General features: G+C 42.0%; 7 protein-coding genes. 6 read left to right on the plus strand and 1 reads right to left on the minus strand.

Going from position 1 to position 17,303, the window contains the following annotated elements; genetic code table 11:
- Positions 1-4: 4 nt before the first annotated feature.
- On the minus strand, positions 5-1,258 hold the full coding sequence (locus FLL46_RS01965) for a BamA/TamA family outer membrane protein (protein ID WP_142891737.1): 1,254 nt from the start codon (positions 1,256-1,258) through the stop codon (positions 5-7).
- Positions 1,259-1,707: 449 nt separating this feature from the next.
- Here FLL46_RS01965 and FLL46_RS01970 point away from each other — a divergent pair, with 449 nt between their 5' ends.
- The 6 genes from FLL46_RS01970 to FLL46_RS01995 all read left to right on the plus strand — a co-directional run bounded on the left by FLL46_RS01970 (position 1,708) and on the right by FLL46_RS01995 (position 16,993).
- Positions 1,708-2,550 (plus strand): DUF2797 domain-containing protein, encoded by an 843-nt coding sequence (locus tag FLL46_RS01970; protein WP_142891738.1) that lies wholly within the window; start codon positions 1,708-1,710, stop codon positions 2,548-2,550.
- 463 nt (positions 2,551-3,013) lie between these two features.
- Positions 3,014-5,932 carry a TonB-dependent receptor gene (locus FLL46_RS01975; RefSeq protein ID WP_142891739.1) on the plus strand — a complete coding sequence of 973 codons (2,919 nt, stop codon included), beginning with the start codon at positions 3,014-3,016 and terminating at the stop codon, positions 5,930-5,932.
- Positions 5,933-5,997: 65 nt separating this feature from the next.
- A complete protein-coding gene (locus FLL46_RS01980; protein ID WP_142891740.1) occupies positions 5,998-10,302 on the plus strand; it encodes an alpha-1,6-glucosidase domain-containing protein in 4,305 nt (1,434 codons plus the stop codon).
- 225 nt (positions 10,303-10,527) lie between these two features.
- Positions 10,528-12,438: a glycoside hydrolase family 13 protein gene (locus FLL46_RS01985; RefSeq protein ID WP_210418568.1), complete on the plus strand. Its 1,911-nt coding sequence runs from the start codon at positions 10,528-10,530 to the stop codon at positions 12,436-12,438.
- A 142-nt stretch (positions 12,439-12,580) separates the two neighbouring features.
- A complete protein-coding gene (locus FLL46_RS01990) occupies positions 12,581-14,980 on the plus strand; it encodes a glycoside hydrolase family 31 protein (protein ID WP_210418569.1) in 2,400 nt (799 codons plus the stop codon).
- A 54-nt stretch (positions 14,981-15,034) separates the two neighbouring features.
- Entirely contained in the window at positions 15,035-16,993 is a 1,959-nt protein-coding gene (locus FLL46_RS01995; RefSeq protein ID WP_210418570.1) for an alpha-amylase family protein, read from the plus strand.
- The last annotated feature ends 310 nt before the right edge of the window (positions 16,994-17,303 follow it).

Consider the following 17,303-nt stretch of genomic DNA (forward strand, 5'->3'; position numbering starts at 1 on the left):
CTCCTCATTCTTTCTCATAACTGAATGCAAGTCGATAAATCAGCTTATCGGTTTGATGTATGTAGTCAACGCCGAAAGTTACGCCACGATCTCTTGCCTCATTTGACGGAAAATGCAAAGTGTACTGCCAGCCTGAGTAGATACCATTGTGTTTTTGACTTTGGTTTATGTCACTAAACATTAATGAATAATAAGGATTAAGGTCGAAATCCGAACCCGTATCTTCGTGGTATTCAAAAGTATCTGTGATCCGATAACTCAGTACGTAGTTATCTGTGAGACTATAGTGATCTGAGTAAGCTAGATGTAATGATGAATAGCGAGAGTTGTTAAGATGGTTGACTGTCGCGGTGAAGTTTGAGCCTGTTGTGGGGAACAACAAATTGTCGCGCGAATCTCGACCGTAACTCATCGATACGACAGTATCGGAATCTATTTTTCCGCCGTTAAAATTCGTATCGATATCTGATGCACTGAGTTGAACATAGGAATAGCTTCCAAAGCGTCGACCTAGTGACAAAAAGTAAAATTTGGAATTGTTATTATCATTAACTGTCAGGTGTTCTTCCTGTTCTCCTGAAAGTGTTACGTTATGTCTGTTATTCCATTCGTTATAAGATATTTTGGCGGTAAAAAAGTATCGTGCTGAGTCGAACAGGTGCGGGTCATAATATTCTATGTCAGCATAATTATTACGAGCTTTTTGACGACTGCTTGAAGACAGCGTTGGAGAAATAAACTGAGTGTTGCGAGACTTGGATTGAGATGTGCCCACATTAAAACTAAGCTGTTTGCCTCGCCCCAAAAAGTTAAAATCAGTAACGCCGGAGGCTAGTTGAAAAGAATCATTTTCGTAGTTTTTAATATCAGTACCTGCGTAGTTTGCAGCGAGATTAAACTGAATTTGATCGGCTTCTTCAACGATAAATACAACGACAACGTGCCCACGCTCACTCGATTTTTCCAGAGTGACTCGTACATTTCTAAATTGGAATAATGTTCCCAGCCTCAGTCGCGCATCTGCGATTTCGCCTGGATCGACCAGGTCTCCGACGGATTGATAGTATTTTTTCAAAATAAAATTACAATCGGTGTTTTCATTGCCTCGGCAAGTAATATCATCGATGATTAAGTTAAATGATAAGCCGTCGTCATTACCTGTTTCAGACGCCGCCACAACTTCAGCACTACCTAACAACGCGATTATGGCTAAGATCAACGAAAATTCTCGCAGGCCAGTAAAAAACTTTTTGTTCATAAAAATTGCTCTTAATTTGGTTTGGTTAGTTTGAAAGAGCAACCGATGTGCCAAACCGCAACTGGAGCAAAGGCAGGTTTCTAAGTGTTTGATTTATAATTGATTGTCTGTTTTCGAGGGCGCAATAAAGGGCGCTAATAATAGTGATTGGCTGTTGCAAAAAAACGACACCTGTATTTTATTTTCGACTATCAGTAAGTTGATGGGAATAGTAACCGTTTCTTATCTAGTTCTAACATTGGAATATGTAAGTATTTATGATTGACCAGGTTAATCGAGGATTATCTGCTTAAATATTGGTCAATGTTGCTAGTCGAATGCTTTATTAACGAAACGTATATTGGCAGGTAACCCGATAAATGCTGGTTGACAGGGCAAAGAAAAGCTAAAATCGAGCGGTTATTTGAATCGATTGTCACTCAATTGATGATTATTTGAACTGTATTTAGATGGGGTCTAAATTCGATATGCTTACTGGTGTACTGGCTAAAATGCGCGCTGATCTGGGTGATCACGAAAATAAAGTTAATTACCGTCTTCCCGTTGGAGAGGAAGAGTTACCACTGAATCAATTTTTAGGTCAGTCGCTAAAACTTGAGTTTTCTGGAAAAATCTCCTGTCTCCACTGTGGTAGAGCCACAAAAAAAAGCTTCTCCCAAGGTTATTGTTATCCTTGCATGAAAAAGCTGGCGCAATGCGATATGTGCATAATGAAGCCGGAAACTTGTCATTATCATGAAGGTACTTGCCGTGAACCTGAGTGGGGGGAGAGAAACTGTTTTACGCCTCACTATGTTTACCTGTCCAACACCTCGGGATTAAAAGTCGGTATTACTCGTCACACTCAGATCCCCACCCGTTGGATCGATCAAGGGGCGACGCAGGCTTCGATCATTTTTAAAGTCAACACCCGTCAGCAGTCAGGGTTTGTCGAAACTGCCTTTAAAGACTTAATCGCAGATAAAACCAACTGGCGTGCTTTGCTCAAGGGAAATGCTGAACCCAGAGACATACTTGGTGAGGCGGAAAAACTTAAATCGCAACTTAAAGAAGGCATAGATAGCCTTATTACGCGTTTCGGTGAGGATGAGATTGAGCCGGTTGAGAGTGAACTGGTTGAGATTGATTACCCTGTATTAGAATTTCCCAGCAAAATTACTTCGCATAACTTCGATAAAAACCCTGTTGTTGAAGGAACACTAAAAGGGATTAAAGGCCAGTATTTAATTTTTGATACAGGTGTTATTAATATTCGAAAATTTACTTCGTACGAGGTTAGCGTTAGTTATTAATCATTTGGGGGAAATTTTCACCCTACTTATTACCTTCCAACACTTCGCGGTTGAAACAGCTCCTGCAAATTCGTTGTTCTCCTGTAGGAGCGACTTAAGTCGCGATAGATATGACAATGCCGGCTATTGCGTCGTGGTTAAACCTGCTGAAAAAGAAGCAAAAAATCTACTGCATCACTTCTCCGGTAATAATCACGTTTTTAACCAGAATTACCTCTATCGACGTCAGTAAAAATCTCAAAATTCTTATGAATACGTATGCAAGCCATTGTCCTGTCAAATTGTTCCCCCGTATTATTGATGCAAGATTAAATGACTAAAAATGTGTTTTATCCGACGCTGTACTCTGGTGTGAACAATCAATTTGATAAGTTTTACTTAGCGAATTCAGGGCGATAACGAATTTTTGTAAAACCGATACATTAGGGATCGAACAACACAAAATAATAACAAGGGGGTTTCTATGACGAGATTTAAGCCGAGTTTATTGACGTTAGCCTTAGCCACTGCAGGGCTAACTTCTGGCTTATATGTTTCACCAGTCAGTGCTCAAGAACAAACAACTACTCAAGAAGAATCTGCACAAGAAAATGAGGTAAGCGAGTCGACTGATTCATCCAGTCAGAATGAAAATGCGACCGAGACCGAACAACCAATTGAAGAACATAAAATGGTTATCACTGGGTATCGTGGAAGCCTTATTCGCTCACTCGATGAAAAGCGATATGCCGACACTGTTAGTGAGCAATTGTCCTCTGACGATCTAGGTTCTCTTCCCGATGTATCAATTGCAGACGCATTAACACGATTACCTGGAATTTCCGCGGTACGTACCGGTGGACAGGCTGCTGAAATTAATATCCGTGGTTTATCAGGCGGCTTTATTTTAGCGACGCTTAATGGACGAGAACAAGTTTCAACTGGAGGAACGCGTAGTGTTGAGTTTGACCAGTATCCGTCAGAGCTAATTGCATCCGGTGCCGTTTATAAATCGCAAAAAGCGTCTTTAATTGAAGGCGGTGTTGCAGGCACGGTGGAACTGAGAACGGCGAGCCCATTACAAAACAAAGAGCAACACACGTTTAGTTTTAATGCACGAGGCATGTACAACGATCGCGCTGAAGAAATTTACGATGCTGAAGAAAGCGGTAGCCGCTTAAGCTTTTCTTACCAGGGAAAATTTGCCGATGACACAGTGGGATTATCTTTAGGATTTGCTCGATTAGATCAACCCAGCGTAGCGACCCAATTTATCGGTCTTCACTACAACGATCAAAAAGACGTTGACGGTGATCAAGATTTCGAATTTATCAGCGAAGGATTCGAAATGCAGCATAAAGGCGGCACTGAAATTCGTGACGGTTATGTCGCGGCAGTGGAGTGGACGCCGAGTAATACATTTTCATTAACTGCCGATGCCTTTTTGTCAAAATTTGATTCCGAACAATTCGCGCGAGGTCTTCGAGTTAAATTTGGTGGACCAACGGCGCATTTTTATAATCCCAATATTTTTCAGAACAACGTAGTTGGCGCCACGGTAGTAAGGACTGGACAGAGTTATACTCGAGTTGAAATTGCAAACGATGATGATAGTGAAGTTGATGAAATTGCAAACTATGGAGTTAATGCCAACTGGCAATTGACCGATAATTTTTCTCTAAGTGCTGATCTTTCTTATTCTGGTGCTGAAAGTGATTTCCAAAATCGCTTACTTTGGTCTTTAGTTGCTGAAGATGCCACCATTGCCAATCCAGTTTTCGACACGGGTGTCGCAATAAACTATCAACTGAATGATCTGAATTTACCTGACGCGAGTTTCAATCAGAATTTTGCCGATATTAACCGCGTCATGGTCAGTAAATATGGTACTTATCCATTTGAATATAAAGACAACTTAAAAGCTTTTAAATTAGATGGTGTTTATGATTTACAACAAAGCGACTGGTTTTCTTCGTTTGAAATGGGCGTTCGTTTTTCTGAACGAAACTATGATAAAGAGCGATCGCTGTTCGAATACGGTTCGGACGGTTCATTCTTATCCAGTGAACCGCCTTTCAGACTCAATAGCAGCTTAGCTACTCCGGTAAGTTTTTCTGGAGACTTTGCTAGTTTTCCGAGTTACCTGGCCGTTGATATTGATGCGGTTCTCGCCGCCTGGTTGCCAGCAGGAACAGGTCAACCCGTGCAAACATGGGGTGTTAACGCGTTGGGAGAGTTAGACAATCATTCGGCATGGTCTGTTTTACAAAGTGGTGAAGTGACAGAAAAAGTTTCATCTGCTTATTTCCAGGCTAATATCGATGCCATGTTAGGCGAAATGCCCGTTACTGGTAACATTGGATTGAGAGTTGTTCATACTGATCAATCTGCATCAACATTACAAAATGTCGAAGGCGATCCATTACAGGGTGCACAGAATATTGTCGACGAGGCAGGTATTGTTAATGATCAATACGCACCAGGTACTGACGGCGTCACTTACACCGATTATTTGCCGCAAATTAACTTAAATTTTAAACTCACTGAAGATACCCAACTTCGTTTTGCTGCGGCCAGAGTGATGTCGCGTGCGCCAATTCAACGGCTGGTGTCGGAGATCAGTGGGCAGGTTAATCTTGATACTCAAGAATTTAATGCCACGAGTGTCAACAGTCCACAGTTAAAACCATTTATGGCAGACCAGTATGATCTGTCTTACGAATATTATTTTAGTGAGACTGACGGAGCCCTTATTGCGGCGATTTTTTATAAAGATATTAAGTCTTTTATTGATCAATTTACCGTGGAAAACTTTGACTTTTCGACCACCAATATTGCGGTTCCTGAAACTTATCTAAACCCTGTGTCTTTGGAAGAATTTGAAGTGCGTAATGGTTCTTATACTACAGCGGTAAACAATACAGGAGGAGGGTACATTCAAGGGTTTGAACTGGCTTACACCCAGGTATTTTCAATGTTGCCCGAACCCTGGTCTGGCTTAGGTGTGAGCGGAAGTTATGCTTACACCGATAGTGAGGTGAGTAAGCTGACTGACTTTGGCGGCTCTTCAATTGACTTACCGTTAGATGGGTTGTCAAAAGATGTGATCAGCGCAACCGTTTTTTATGAATATGACGATTTTGAAACTCGAATCAATGTGCGTCACCGTTCGCGATTTGTTTCTGAACAAATTGCCGTTAATGAGCAAACAGTATTCTTCGATGGTGAAACGGTTGTTGACTATCAAGCCTCTTACGCTTTTGATGAAAGTGGAACGATAGTTTTTCAGGTTAACAATGTAACTGACCAACCGACAAAATCTTACTTTGGTACAAAAGCACAAACCGGCACAATTCAATATTTTGGCCGTCAATTTTTTCTTGGGATGACTTACCAGCTTTAAATTGATTGTTAAGTCGATAAATTTAGAAACCAAGTAAATTGAAAAGAATAATTTGGAGATTGCCCATGAATAATTTGACAAAAAAAATAACCATTTTGAGCTATGTTGCCATTATTTTAACTTTGCTCGGATTAGGTGGATGTGGCGGCGGATCGGTCGATAGCGGAAAAGAATTATTGACCTGTACATTGCCGCTAATTCCTGATCCCACCGGAACATCTTGTGTTGAGCCGCCGCCCCTTGATTGTCCTGCGCCGACAGTGCCTAATGAAACGAATGATCAATGTGTCATTGGTGCTGATCCTAATGCGCCTGAGCCGAGTGTATTTCCAGGCGAAAACGAAGCGATACTTTTTTATAACAGACCACAAGATGCATCAAATGAAGCGGGAGATCCGGTTTATGAAGGCTATCGATTGCACACCTGGAACAATGACGCTTGCGATTCATTGGCGCCGGAATCTATCGCTGAGTCCTGGTCGAATGGTCTGGTCCACACCGGAATTGATCCTAACTATGGTGCTTACTGGATTTTAAAATTGAAAGAAGGTTATGGTGACTGCGCGAACTTTATTATTCACATTGGCACTGATGATGCTGGTAAAGAATTAGGCGGCGGTGACTGGACCATGAATCTGGTTCAGGACGATCCTGATTTTGTTCGCATGAACTGGACGCTTTCTGGCTATCCGGCAGTTTTCGAATATCCAATTACATCTCTGGGCGATTTACCGCTGCAGGTCAAAGATTTTGCTGCTCACTGGATCGATGCAACGACATTAGTTTGGGAAATTGATCCAGTATTAGCAACCGAAGTTCGCCTGCACCATTCTGCTGACGCGAGCATCGAGGTGGATGATGATTCAAACTTAAGTGGTACGTCGGTGGTGTTGACTGAGGTGGAATTGACTGCGGAACAGCAAGCCATGTATCCACAGTTTGCCAGCTGGACTGCATACCAGGGAAATTGGACGGCCGAAGAAGCGAAAGCCGTTTTGAAAAATCAGTTAGTGCTTGCGGCTTACAATGCTGACGGCCCTTTTCAGGCGACCAATGTTCAAGCGGCGAAAGCACTCGACGCAATTTATACAACCGGTGATGCAGATGCTGATGAGTCGGCACTTGGTGTAGTTTATTCTGGCGATAATATCAACGTTTCGGTTTGGGCACCGACTGCGCAGACAGTCAAGTTAAAGATTTATGATGCCGCTAAAAATTTAACCAGCACTAATGATATGACAGAAGATGCCGTAACCGGTGTTTGGAGTTATGGGGGAACTGCATCCCTTGACCGTCAGTTTTACCGATTTGAACTCAGTGTTTATCATCCGCAAAACGATGCGATCGAAACCATTGAAACCACCGACCCTTACTCAGTAAGTTTGTCGACTAATGGCATGTACAGTCAGTTTGTTAATTTAAATGATGCGGACCTGAAACCTGCGGGTTGGGATGCGCACACAGTACCGACTATTGTCGACCCCGAAGATGCCGTTATTTATGAAGGGCACATTCGAGATTTCAGCGTACGCGATGAAAGTACCACGGAAGCCAATCGTGGTAAGTATATGGCATTTACCGAAACAACTTCCGCACCTATGCAACATTTGGCGGCTTTAGCGTCACGGGGTTTAACTCACTTCCATATGTTGCCTGCCAATGACATTGCCAGTATTGGCGAAGACCCGGCAAATATTGTTGATATCGATGATACCGTTGGAGATTTATGTGCGGCCAACGCCGATGCACCAGTCTGTGGTGTTGAATCTGACAGCGCAACTATTCTTTCTGTTTTACAAAGTTATGCACCTTACTCAGAAGATGCTCAAGCGCTAGTGAACTCTATGCGAGGTTTAGACTCGTTTAACTGGGGCTACGATCCAAAACACTTTAGCGTGCCAGATGGTATCTACGCTTCTAATGCCGACGGCGTTTCACGAATTATTGAAATGCGAGCGATGAACCAGGCGCTACACGAAACTGGTTTGCGTGTTGTTCTGGATGTTGTTTACAACCATACAAGTTCTGCCGGCCTGTGGGACAATTCTGTGTTCGATAAAATTGTTCCTGGCTATTATCATCGCCGAGATTTGGTGACCGGAAGCGTTCAACAATCCACTTGTTGTAACGATACGGCACTAGAGCATCGTATGATGGATAAGTTTATGAAGGATTCTCTGTTAGTCTGGACTGAACAATATAAATTTGATGGTTTCCGTTTCGATATTATGAGCCATGGCTCAGTTGAACAAATGGTTGCGGCGAGAGAAGCAGTACGAGCTGTTGATCCGGATAACTATTTTTACGGAGAAGGTTGGTATCGAGATGATGGCAGAGCGAATCAGGCCAATCAGGATAACCTCGCAGGAACCGAAATATCGACTTTCAATGATCGCATTCGGGAAGGTATTCGTTCCGCTGCGTTGTTTAACAGCGGCGGCGATTTGAATGAACAAGATGTGGTTAAACTGGGTATGGCCGGCACGCTAGCTAACTATGTGCTGAAAGGTTCCAGTGGCGCAGCGAGTACCGGTAGCAGTTTTTCTCGCCCATCTTATGCCTTGGATCCAGCTGATGTAATCAACTATGTTTCTAAGCATGATGACAATACTTTGTGGGATAAATTGCAATACAACTTACCTGTTGGTATGTCACAAGAAGACAGAGTGCGTTCACAAAATATTGCCTTGTCAATTCCATTGATGAGTCAGGGAATTCCATTCTTGCAACTCGGTGGTGACATGCTTCGTTCCAAATCAATGGATCGTAATACTTATGATGCTGGCGACTGGTTCAATTATGTTGACTTTACCATGACGACTAACAACTGGAATGTTGGCTTGCCGCTAGCTCAGGACAATGAAAGCAACTGGGAAAATATTGTTGGTATTTCTTCAAATCCGTTAACAGCAACCAGTAACAGTGATATCACTTTCGCGTCCAATGTTTTCAAAGAATTTCTGAGTATTCGTCGCGATAGTAAGCTGTTCCGTTTGACTTCTGAAGCCGATGTTCTGGCGCGCGTTGGTTTCCATAATATCGGTAGTCGACAAACTCAAGGGCTTATCGTCATGAGTATTGATGATGGTGTTGGTGTGACCGACCTGGACCCTGCTTTTGACGCGCTTGTCGTTGTGGTTAATGGTACCGATAGCGAACAATCACATACGGTTCCAACCGCTGCCGGATTTAGTTTACATCCGACGCTGGCCGCATCAGTGGATACACGAATGAGTAGCGCGAGTTTTAGCGAAGGTACTGGCGAAGGGACATTTACGGTACCTGCCCGTACTATGGCTGTTTTCGTTAAATCTCAAGGGGCGGCACAAGGAGAAGGTTTATCCGCTTTTGCGACTTCCGGTGCACCCGACGTTGTTCCTTATGGAGACACTTCTGTTTATCTACGCGGTGATATGAATGGTTGGTCGACTGATGATGCATTTGAGTATCAAGGTGACGGCGTTTACGCGGTGGCTGTCGCGCTGACAGGTGGTACAACTTACAACTTCAAGTTTGCGTCTGAAGACTGGTCTACCGTGAACTATGGTGCAGCGAGTGAAGGCGCTGAACAAGTTGTCGCTGAAGGCGCTGACAAAACGCTTGCTTCAACCAATTTTAATTTGAATATCACACCTGCAATTGATGCAACTTATTATTTTGAAGTCGATGCCAGTGAACCGACGGCGCCGGTATTGAATGTCGTTAACGAGGAACCCTACGTAGGAACAACGGTATATCTACGAGGCGACATGAATAGCTGGGGAACGACAACGCCGTTCACTTATGATGGCGGTCGAATCTATACGCTATCTGTGCCGCTTACTGCTGGAACCTATAACTTTAAAGTCGCATCAGAAGATTGGAGCACCGTGAATTTTGGTGCTGAAAATGCTGGAGAGTCAACGGTTGAACTTGGTGTCGAAGAATTGTTATTCGAAACCAATGATAACTTAAACATTACCATCTCCACTGACGCCACTTACGTGTTTATTTTTGATATGACCAACCTGGTGCCAAAGCTTCGTGTGTTTAACCAGGAGTTCTTTGCCGGCACACCGGTATTCCTTCGCGGCAGCATGAACGGTTGGGGAACTGATGATCAAATTAGCTATAACGGCGATGGTACTTACAGTATCGACAGAGCGCTAACCGCTGGTAGTTACGAGTTCAAAGTTGCCAGTGAAGATTGGTCGACGGTTAACTTCGGCGCCGAAAATAGCGATTCGGCTGCAGTTGAGTTAGGTGTTGCCGAAGGGTTATTTACTACTAACGATAATCTGAAGCTTGAAATTACGACAGATGGAACTTATCGGTTTATGGTTACCGGGCCTGATGGTTCAGCGCCATCAGTGACGGTAACCGCTCTCTAATTGAAGTTAGTGTCGCTCCGGGCTACTGGGTAAGCCCGGTTTTCGATTGCCGTCCGGCGTTGGCTGGGCGGCTAATCGATTAAAACGTTGTTTGATTATTATGAGCGCTGATATTTAGGAATGTATATATTTGAGCTGGTATGCATGTAAATATCCAGTACATGTGCTGCAGAAATTCTATTTTAAAGAACGTATTTCAGATGTCTCTTATCAAGAGGTCTTGTTTTGAATTTTACAAAACATTCAGGTAACTATTTCCCACTACTCACATTATTTATTTTATTTGTTGGCGTTAGTTTTTCAGTACAAGCGCAAGAGCACACGTCAGTGAAAACTGACGTGATGAAAAACTATAGAATCGAACCTCCTTTTTGGTGGGCAGGTATGAAAGACAATCGCCTTCAGTTGATGGTCCACGGGAATAATATCTCCAATCTGACGGTTGAATCGCCGAGCAAAAAACTCAAAGTTGAATCATGGCAGTCAACGAATAATCCTAACTATCTATTTATCAATTTGTCGTTACAGAATACTCCTCACGGAACCTATCAGCTTCACTTTCTTGAAAACAAGAAAGTCGTTAACACGATTGATTATCAAATTAAATCACGTGAGTCGAACTCGGCTAACCGACGAGGATTTAATTCTGCTGATGTTATTTATCTAATTACTCCCGATCGATTTGCTAACGGTGATTCCTCAAATGATGAAGTTGATAGTTTAAAAGAAAAACTTGATCGACAAAATCCAGATGGCAGACACGGAGGTGATATTCAGGGAGTCATTGATAACCTGGATTATATTCACAAAATGGGGTTCACGCAGCTTTGGCTCAATCCCGTTTTGGAAAACGATCAGCCTCAATATTCCTATCATGGTTATTCCACAACAGACTATTATCGAATTGACGAGCGTTATGGTAGTAACCGTTTGTATAGAGAGTTGTCCAGGGAAGCAAAGCGAAAAGAGATTGGGTTAATCAAAGACATCATTCTTAATCATATTGGCTCCGAACATTGGTGGATGAAAGATCTTCCGGCAGAAGACTGGATTAACCATAATGCTAAGTTCAGCCCTACCAGTCATAAAAGGGAAAGCTTACATGACCCCCATGGTGTGGCAGAAGATAGAAACGGTTTCGCCGATGGGTGGTTTGTGCCGACAATGCCAGATTTAAATCAGCGTAATCCGATGTTGGCTAATTATCTTATTCAAAATAGTATTTGGTGGATTGAATATGCTGACCTGAGCGGTATTCGTTTAGATACTTACTCATATTCAGATAAAAAATTTCTGACAGACTACACGCAGAGAATTGTGGCTGAGTATCCCGAATTTACGATGGTTGGTGAAGAATGGTCAATAAACCCTGCCATTGTTGCTTATTGGCAAAAAGGTAAAAGACGTCACGATGATTATCAATCTGACTTAACTTCATTGATGGATTTTCCACTTCAGGATGCTCTGGTAAAAGGTCTTACCGAAAAAGATAGCTGGTCCGATGGATTTCAAAAGCTTTACGCAACAATTGCCGGCGATTTCATTTATGCGAATCCAGAAAAGTTGGTTATTTTTCCTGATAATCACGATATGGGGAGAATTTTTACCCAATTAAAACATGATGTCGCATTGACTAAAATGGCATTAGTTTTCTTTGCGACCACCCGCGGAATACCACAGTTCTTCTACGGAACAGAAATTTTAATGGATAACAAAGAGAGCGATTCCCACGGTGTAATCAGGAGTGACTTTGCCGGTGGTTGGAAAAGCGACAAGCGGAACGCATTTTCTGGTTCAGGATTAAGCAATAGTCAGTCTGAAATGCAGTTGTTTATGAAAAAGTTGTTAAATTGGCGCAAGAACTCGCCAGTCATTCACACTGGAAAGCTAACTCATTACGCTCCACAAAATGGTGTTTATGTTTATTTCAGACATAACCAGAGTTCAAAAGTAATGGTTGTACTCAATAAAAATAAGGGCACTGTCGTAATCAATCCAGAAAAATTCCCATCAATGCTTAAAGATGAAAAGGGTCGTGTTGGTAGAGATATCTTTACGGAAAGGAAATATTCGATGAATAAAGCAATTGAAGTTGAGGGAATGTCCGCATTGGTTTTGGATATTGTGAAGAATTAAACTTGAATAAATCCCCCTTAAGCCCCCTTTGATGAAGGAGGAGATAAGTGCTTTTCTTTCTGCGGGGTAGAGAGGCTCAGTGTACTGAGCGGGGGAAACGCAATCGACTTAATCGTTAACTTAGTTATTACGAGGAAAAAAATTGAAAAAAATATTATTCCTTTTAGGAATGTTAGCGCTCACCTCTTGTGTAACATCCAGACAAAGCTCCGAATATGTCTCGCACTCGATGGAAAATGGCGTTTTAGTTGTTGAAACATCCAGGGGAAAGATTCAATTGACAGCGTTACCTGGTGATTCCATAGAGGTGCATCATATGGAAAACGGCGTAAAGCAATTACCTTCCTTTGCAATATCTGAGACTTCAAGAAGTGAAAAAGGAGAGCTTCAGGAAAAAAACAACCAGTTGTTTTTTCGTAATGGCAATTTAGAAGCGGTCATTAATAAGAAAAACTTTGAGATTCGGTTTTTTCGTGGCGCTGAACTTATCAGCCGTCAGATAGCATATTTTCATACTGATAAGAATTTAGGTTTCAATTTTGAGCTTACCGACAAAGAAAAAATTATGGGGGGCGGGCAAAGAGTTCTCGGTATGGATCGAAGAGGCCACAGAATGCCACTTTATAACCGTGCCCACTATGGTTACACCACTGAATCTAATCAGATGTACTACAGTTTGCCGGCAATTATGTCAGATAAGAAATATATGATTGTATTTGATAACTCGGCGTCAGGTTTCTTGGACATTGGAAAAACAAATAAAGATGTTTTGTCGTTTGAAGCTGTTGGTGGACGAACTGCTTACATTGTCTCTACGGCCAAGAATTTTCCTAAACTTATTAATAACTACGTTGAACTCACCGGAAAACAACCGTTACCGCCGCGATGGGCGTTTGGAAATTATGCTTCCCGTTTTGGTTATAAAACCGAAAAGCAAGTCAGGGAAACTGTTGATAAATTTATTCAAGAAGACTTTCCGCTTGACACAGTTATTCTCGACCTCTATTGGTTTGGCCCTGATATTAAGGGTCATGTTGGTAACCTTGATTGGGATCGAAGCGCGTTTCCGACGCCTGAAAAAATGATCGATGACCTCAAACAAAAAGGTGTTAAAACCATCGCCATTACCGAACCTTTTATATTAAGCAGTTCTAAAAATTGGCAAGAGGCCGTTGATAATAAGGTGATTGCTAAAGATGAAAAAGGTGAGCCTTATCGATATGATTTTTATTTCGGCAATACTGGCTTAGTTGATGTGTTTGATAAAAATGCTCAACAGTGGTTCTGGCAACACTATCAAAAACTTTTCGAGCAAGGAACCGCTGGAACCTGGGGAGATCTTGGAGAACCCGAAGTTCATCCCGATGATATATTGCACTATTTCTCTGCCGCCGAAAGAAACGTCAGAGGTGATGAAATCCATAATGCATACGGCCACCAGTGGGCTAAAATGGTGTATGAAAATCAACGAGAATTTCAGCCTCAAACGCGCCCGTTTATTATGATGCGGTCAGGGTTCGCTGGGTCACAACGGTTTGGAATAATTCCCTGGACCGGTGATGTTTCGCGGTCGTGGGGAGGATTAAAACCTCAGGTAGAATTGAGTTTACAGATGGGACTTTTCGGCCTGGCCTACACCCATTCTGACCTGGGTGGTTTTGCCGGTGGCACAACTTTTGATAAAGAACTTTATATTCGTTGGTTGCAATACGGCGTATTTCAACCGGTTTACCGACCTCACGCACAAGATAACATTGCGCCAGAGCCTGTCTTCCACGATAAAGAAACCAAAGATATTATCAGAGAGTTCGTTAAGTTGCGTTATCAGATGTTGCCTTATATCTATACGATGGCTTATCAGAATTCGACCACAGGAATGCCGCTAATGCGGCCATTGTTTTTTTCTGATGAATCTAATTTAGACTTAATCGATAATAAAACGAGCTACTTGTGGGGGGACTCTCTTTTGATTTCTCCAGTAGTTGAGCCGGGCATTACCTCACAATCGCTCTCACTACCCACAGGCGTATGGTTTGACTATTGGAACGGTACCAAATATCAAGGTAGTCAAACCGTCGATATACCTGTTGATTTGAAAAAAATTCCAGTTCTCGTTAAGGCCGGTGCCTTCCTACCAATGATAGAAAGTATTCAATCTACAAAAGATTACTCAAGTGGGAATTTAATATTGCACTATTACTCGGATGATTCTGCATCAGAAAGTAAAGGCATGATGTATGAGGATGATGGGGAGAGCTTTGATTCAATTCAGAGTGGCGCACATGAGTTGTTGAGATTTAAGGCGAAGAACCAAAGAAAACATTTAGAGATTGAAATTAAGCGCGAAGGGAAGGGCTATCGAACAATGCCGGCGTCACGAAAGGTTTCTCTAGTGATTCACAATTGGAATCGAAAACCAGAGTCGATTGAATTTAATGACGAAGAGGTACCTGCCGATCAATTTACTTATGACTCAGCATTGAATCAACTTGAGGTTTCAATTGTATGGAACCATGAAAAGTCTTTGTTGGTTATCAAGTAAAGAAAAACACAAACAAGTTTTAATTTTGAATATTAATTTAAATCGAAACATAAGATGATGAAAAAACTAAAGCAAATAAACATAATCATTGTTACTTTTAGTATGGCTGTTTTCACGGCTTCTTTTATTTCTGGTTGTGTTCAATCTGAACGAGCAAACATTAAAAATACTCAGAAGGTCGAGGCTGATACAAAAGCGGCGCTAAATTCGAACGTTAAAGAGCCAACTAAAAAGGCAGCTAAAAAACCAGAAAAAAAAGTAATCTATCAGGTTTTCACCCGGCTATTTGGTAATAGAAACACAACAAATAAACCTTGGGGAAGTATTGAAGAAAATGGTGTTGGCAAATTTAACGACTTCACTGTTGATGCGCTTAAAGCCATTAAGCAATTTGGAACGACCCATGTCTGGTACACAGGCGTACCGCATCACGCGTTAATTCGAGATTACACTCAGCTAGGGATTGCTAATGATGATCCTGACGTAGTTAAAGGAAGAGCCGGTTCACCTTATGCCGTTAAAGATTACTACAATGTCAATCCTGATTTAGCGGTGGAGCCCGATAACCGCCTACAAGAATTTAAAGCACTGGTAGAGAGAACTCATCAGCAAGGGATGAAAGTGATCATTGATATTGTTCCCAATCATGTGGCGAGAAATTATCAGTCGATTTCCAAGCCGAAAGGCGTAAAAGATTTTGGCGCGGAAGATAATACTAATGTTGAGTATCATCGAGACAACAATTTTTATTATATTGTTGATCAACCTTTTGTTGTCCCTGAACCCTTAGATGGTTACCAGGCTTTGGGCGGTGAAAAACATTTATTAAGTGACGGACGTTTTCATGAGTCTCCCGCTAAGTGGACAGGAAATGGTGCCCGTAAAGCGCAGCCAGGTTTTCACGACTGGTACGAAACAGTCAAGGTCAATTATGGTGTTCGTCCCGATGGGACATACGACTTTGACCGCTTGCCAGATAGTTATCGTAGTAAAAACCATCACGAGCATTATGACTTTTGGGCAGGTAGAAGTGTTCCTGATTCCTGGAAAAAGTTTCGAGATATCGCGCTTTATTGGATTGAATTTGGTGTTGATGGATTTCGCTATGATATGGCTGAAATGGTTCCTGTTGAATTCTGGAGTTATCTAAACTCAGCAATTAAACAAAAAAACGCTGAAGCTTTTTTGTTAGCAGAAGTCTACAACCCAAAGATTTATCGAGACTATATCAAGCTAGGATTGATGGACTCGCTATACGATAAGGTTGATTTTTATGACACTTTAAAATTGATTATGCAAGGTAAAGCGCCGACTTCTTTATTGACGCCAATTGTTGATACCTTTGCTGACATTGACCCTCAAATGCTGCATTTTCTTGAAAATCACGATGAGCAGCGTATCGCAAGTCCTGACTTTGCCGGGGATGCTAACAAGGGTAAACCTGCGATGGTCGTTTCTGCATTAATCGGTAAAGGTCCCACCTTATTATATTTTGCGCAAGATTTAGGGGAAAAAGGCGAAGGCGATGCGGGGTTTGGTGCTCCGACGCGAACGACTATTTTTGATTATTGGGGATTAGAAACGCTCAAGCGCTGGGCCAATAATGGGAAGTATGATGGGGGATTGTTAACTTCTAATGAAAAATCTCTAAATAATTTTTATCAAAAGTTACTTTCTTTTAGTGCTAATTCTCTCGCTCTAACTGGTAACTATGCTGATTTGCATTCTTACAATTTGGTAAACACGCGAAATTATGGTGAGAAGCTTTATTCTTTTGCTCGCTGGTCTGATAGTGAGAGAGTTATAGTGGTGAGTAATTTTTCTGATGATAAGAGTAGTCGGTTTGAGATTGAGGTGATGGAGTCATTGATTAGTGAGTGGGATTTGCGGGATGGTGTTTACCATTTGGAGAATATTTTTGATGATCGGCGTTTTGATTTGAGTGTTGAAGGTGGGGTGGGGAAGATTAAGGTTTCTTTGGGGGGGCTTGAGTCTTTGGTTTTGGTTTTTTAGAGCGATTTCGCATCGCTTCGCTTGCATGCGAGTTACTTTTGTCCAAAGCCACAAAAGTAACCAAAAGGGCTTTTTCGCTGAAAATAACTAATTTGTTTGGTGTTGTAAGAACTGATAAGCCTTTCTCGCCTTTTCCTGTTGACAGTGACTCATTGGGCGGAAAAAAACTCGGTTCCCTCAAACATTTTTCCGCTTAATCCAATGAGTCATGAATTCCACAAGCTCGTTATAGCCGCTGGGCGAGGAGCCTTTAACAACTATCCCTGGTTTCCAACTGACTTTTGTCAATTTTTAATTCGTAGCTTCATCT

The sequence above is a fragment of the Aliikangiella coralliicola genome, assembly GCF_007004725.1.
In the GTDB taxonomy this organism is placed as follows: Bacteria; Pseudomonadota; Gammaproteobacteria; order Enterobacterales; family Kangiellaceae; genus Aliikangiella; species Aliikangiella coralliicola.

Coding starts and splice junctions, on each gene's coding strand:
- FLL46_RS01980 (WP_142891740.1), top strand. CDS start 5,998: ATGAATAATTTGACAAAAAAAATAACCATTTTGAGCTATGTTGCCATT.
- FLL46_RS01995 (WP_210418570.1), top strand. CDS start 15,035: ATGATGAAAAAACTAAAGCAAATAAACATAATCATTGTTACTTTTAGT.
- FLL46_RS01975 (WP_142891739.1), top strand. CDS start 3,014: ATGACGAGATTTAAGCCGAGTTTATTGACGTTAGCCTTAGCCACTGCA.
- FLL46_RS01965 (WP_142891737.1), bottom strand. CDS start 1,258: ATGAACAAAAAGTTTTTTACTGGCCTGCGAGAATTTTCGTTGATCTTA.
- FLL46_RS01970 (WP_142891738.1), top strand. CDS start 1,708: ATGGGGTCTAAATTCGATATGCTTACTGGTGTACTGGCTAAAATGCGC.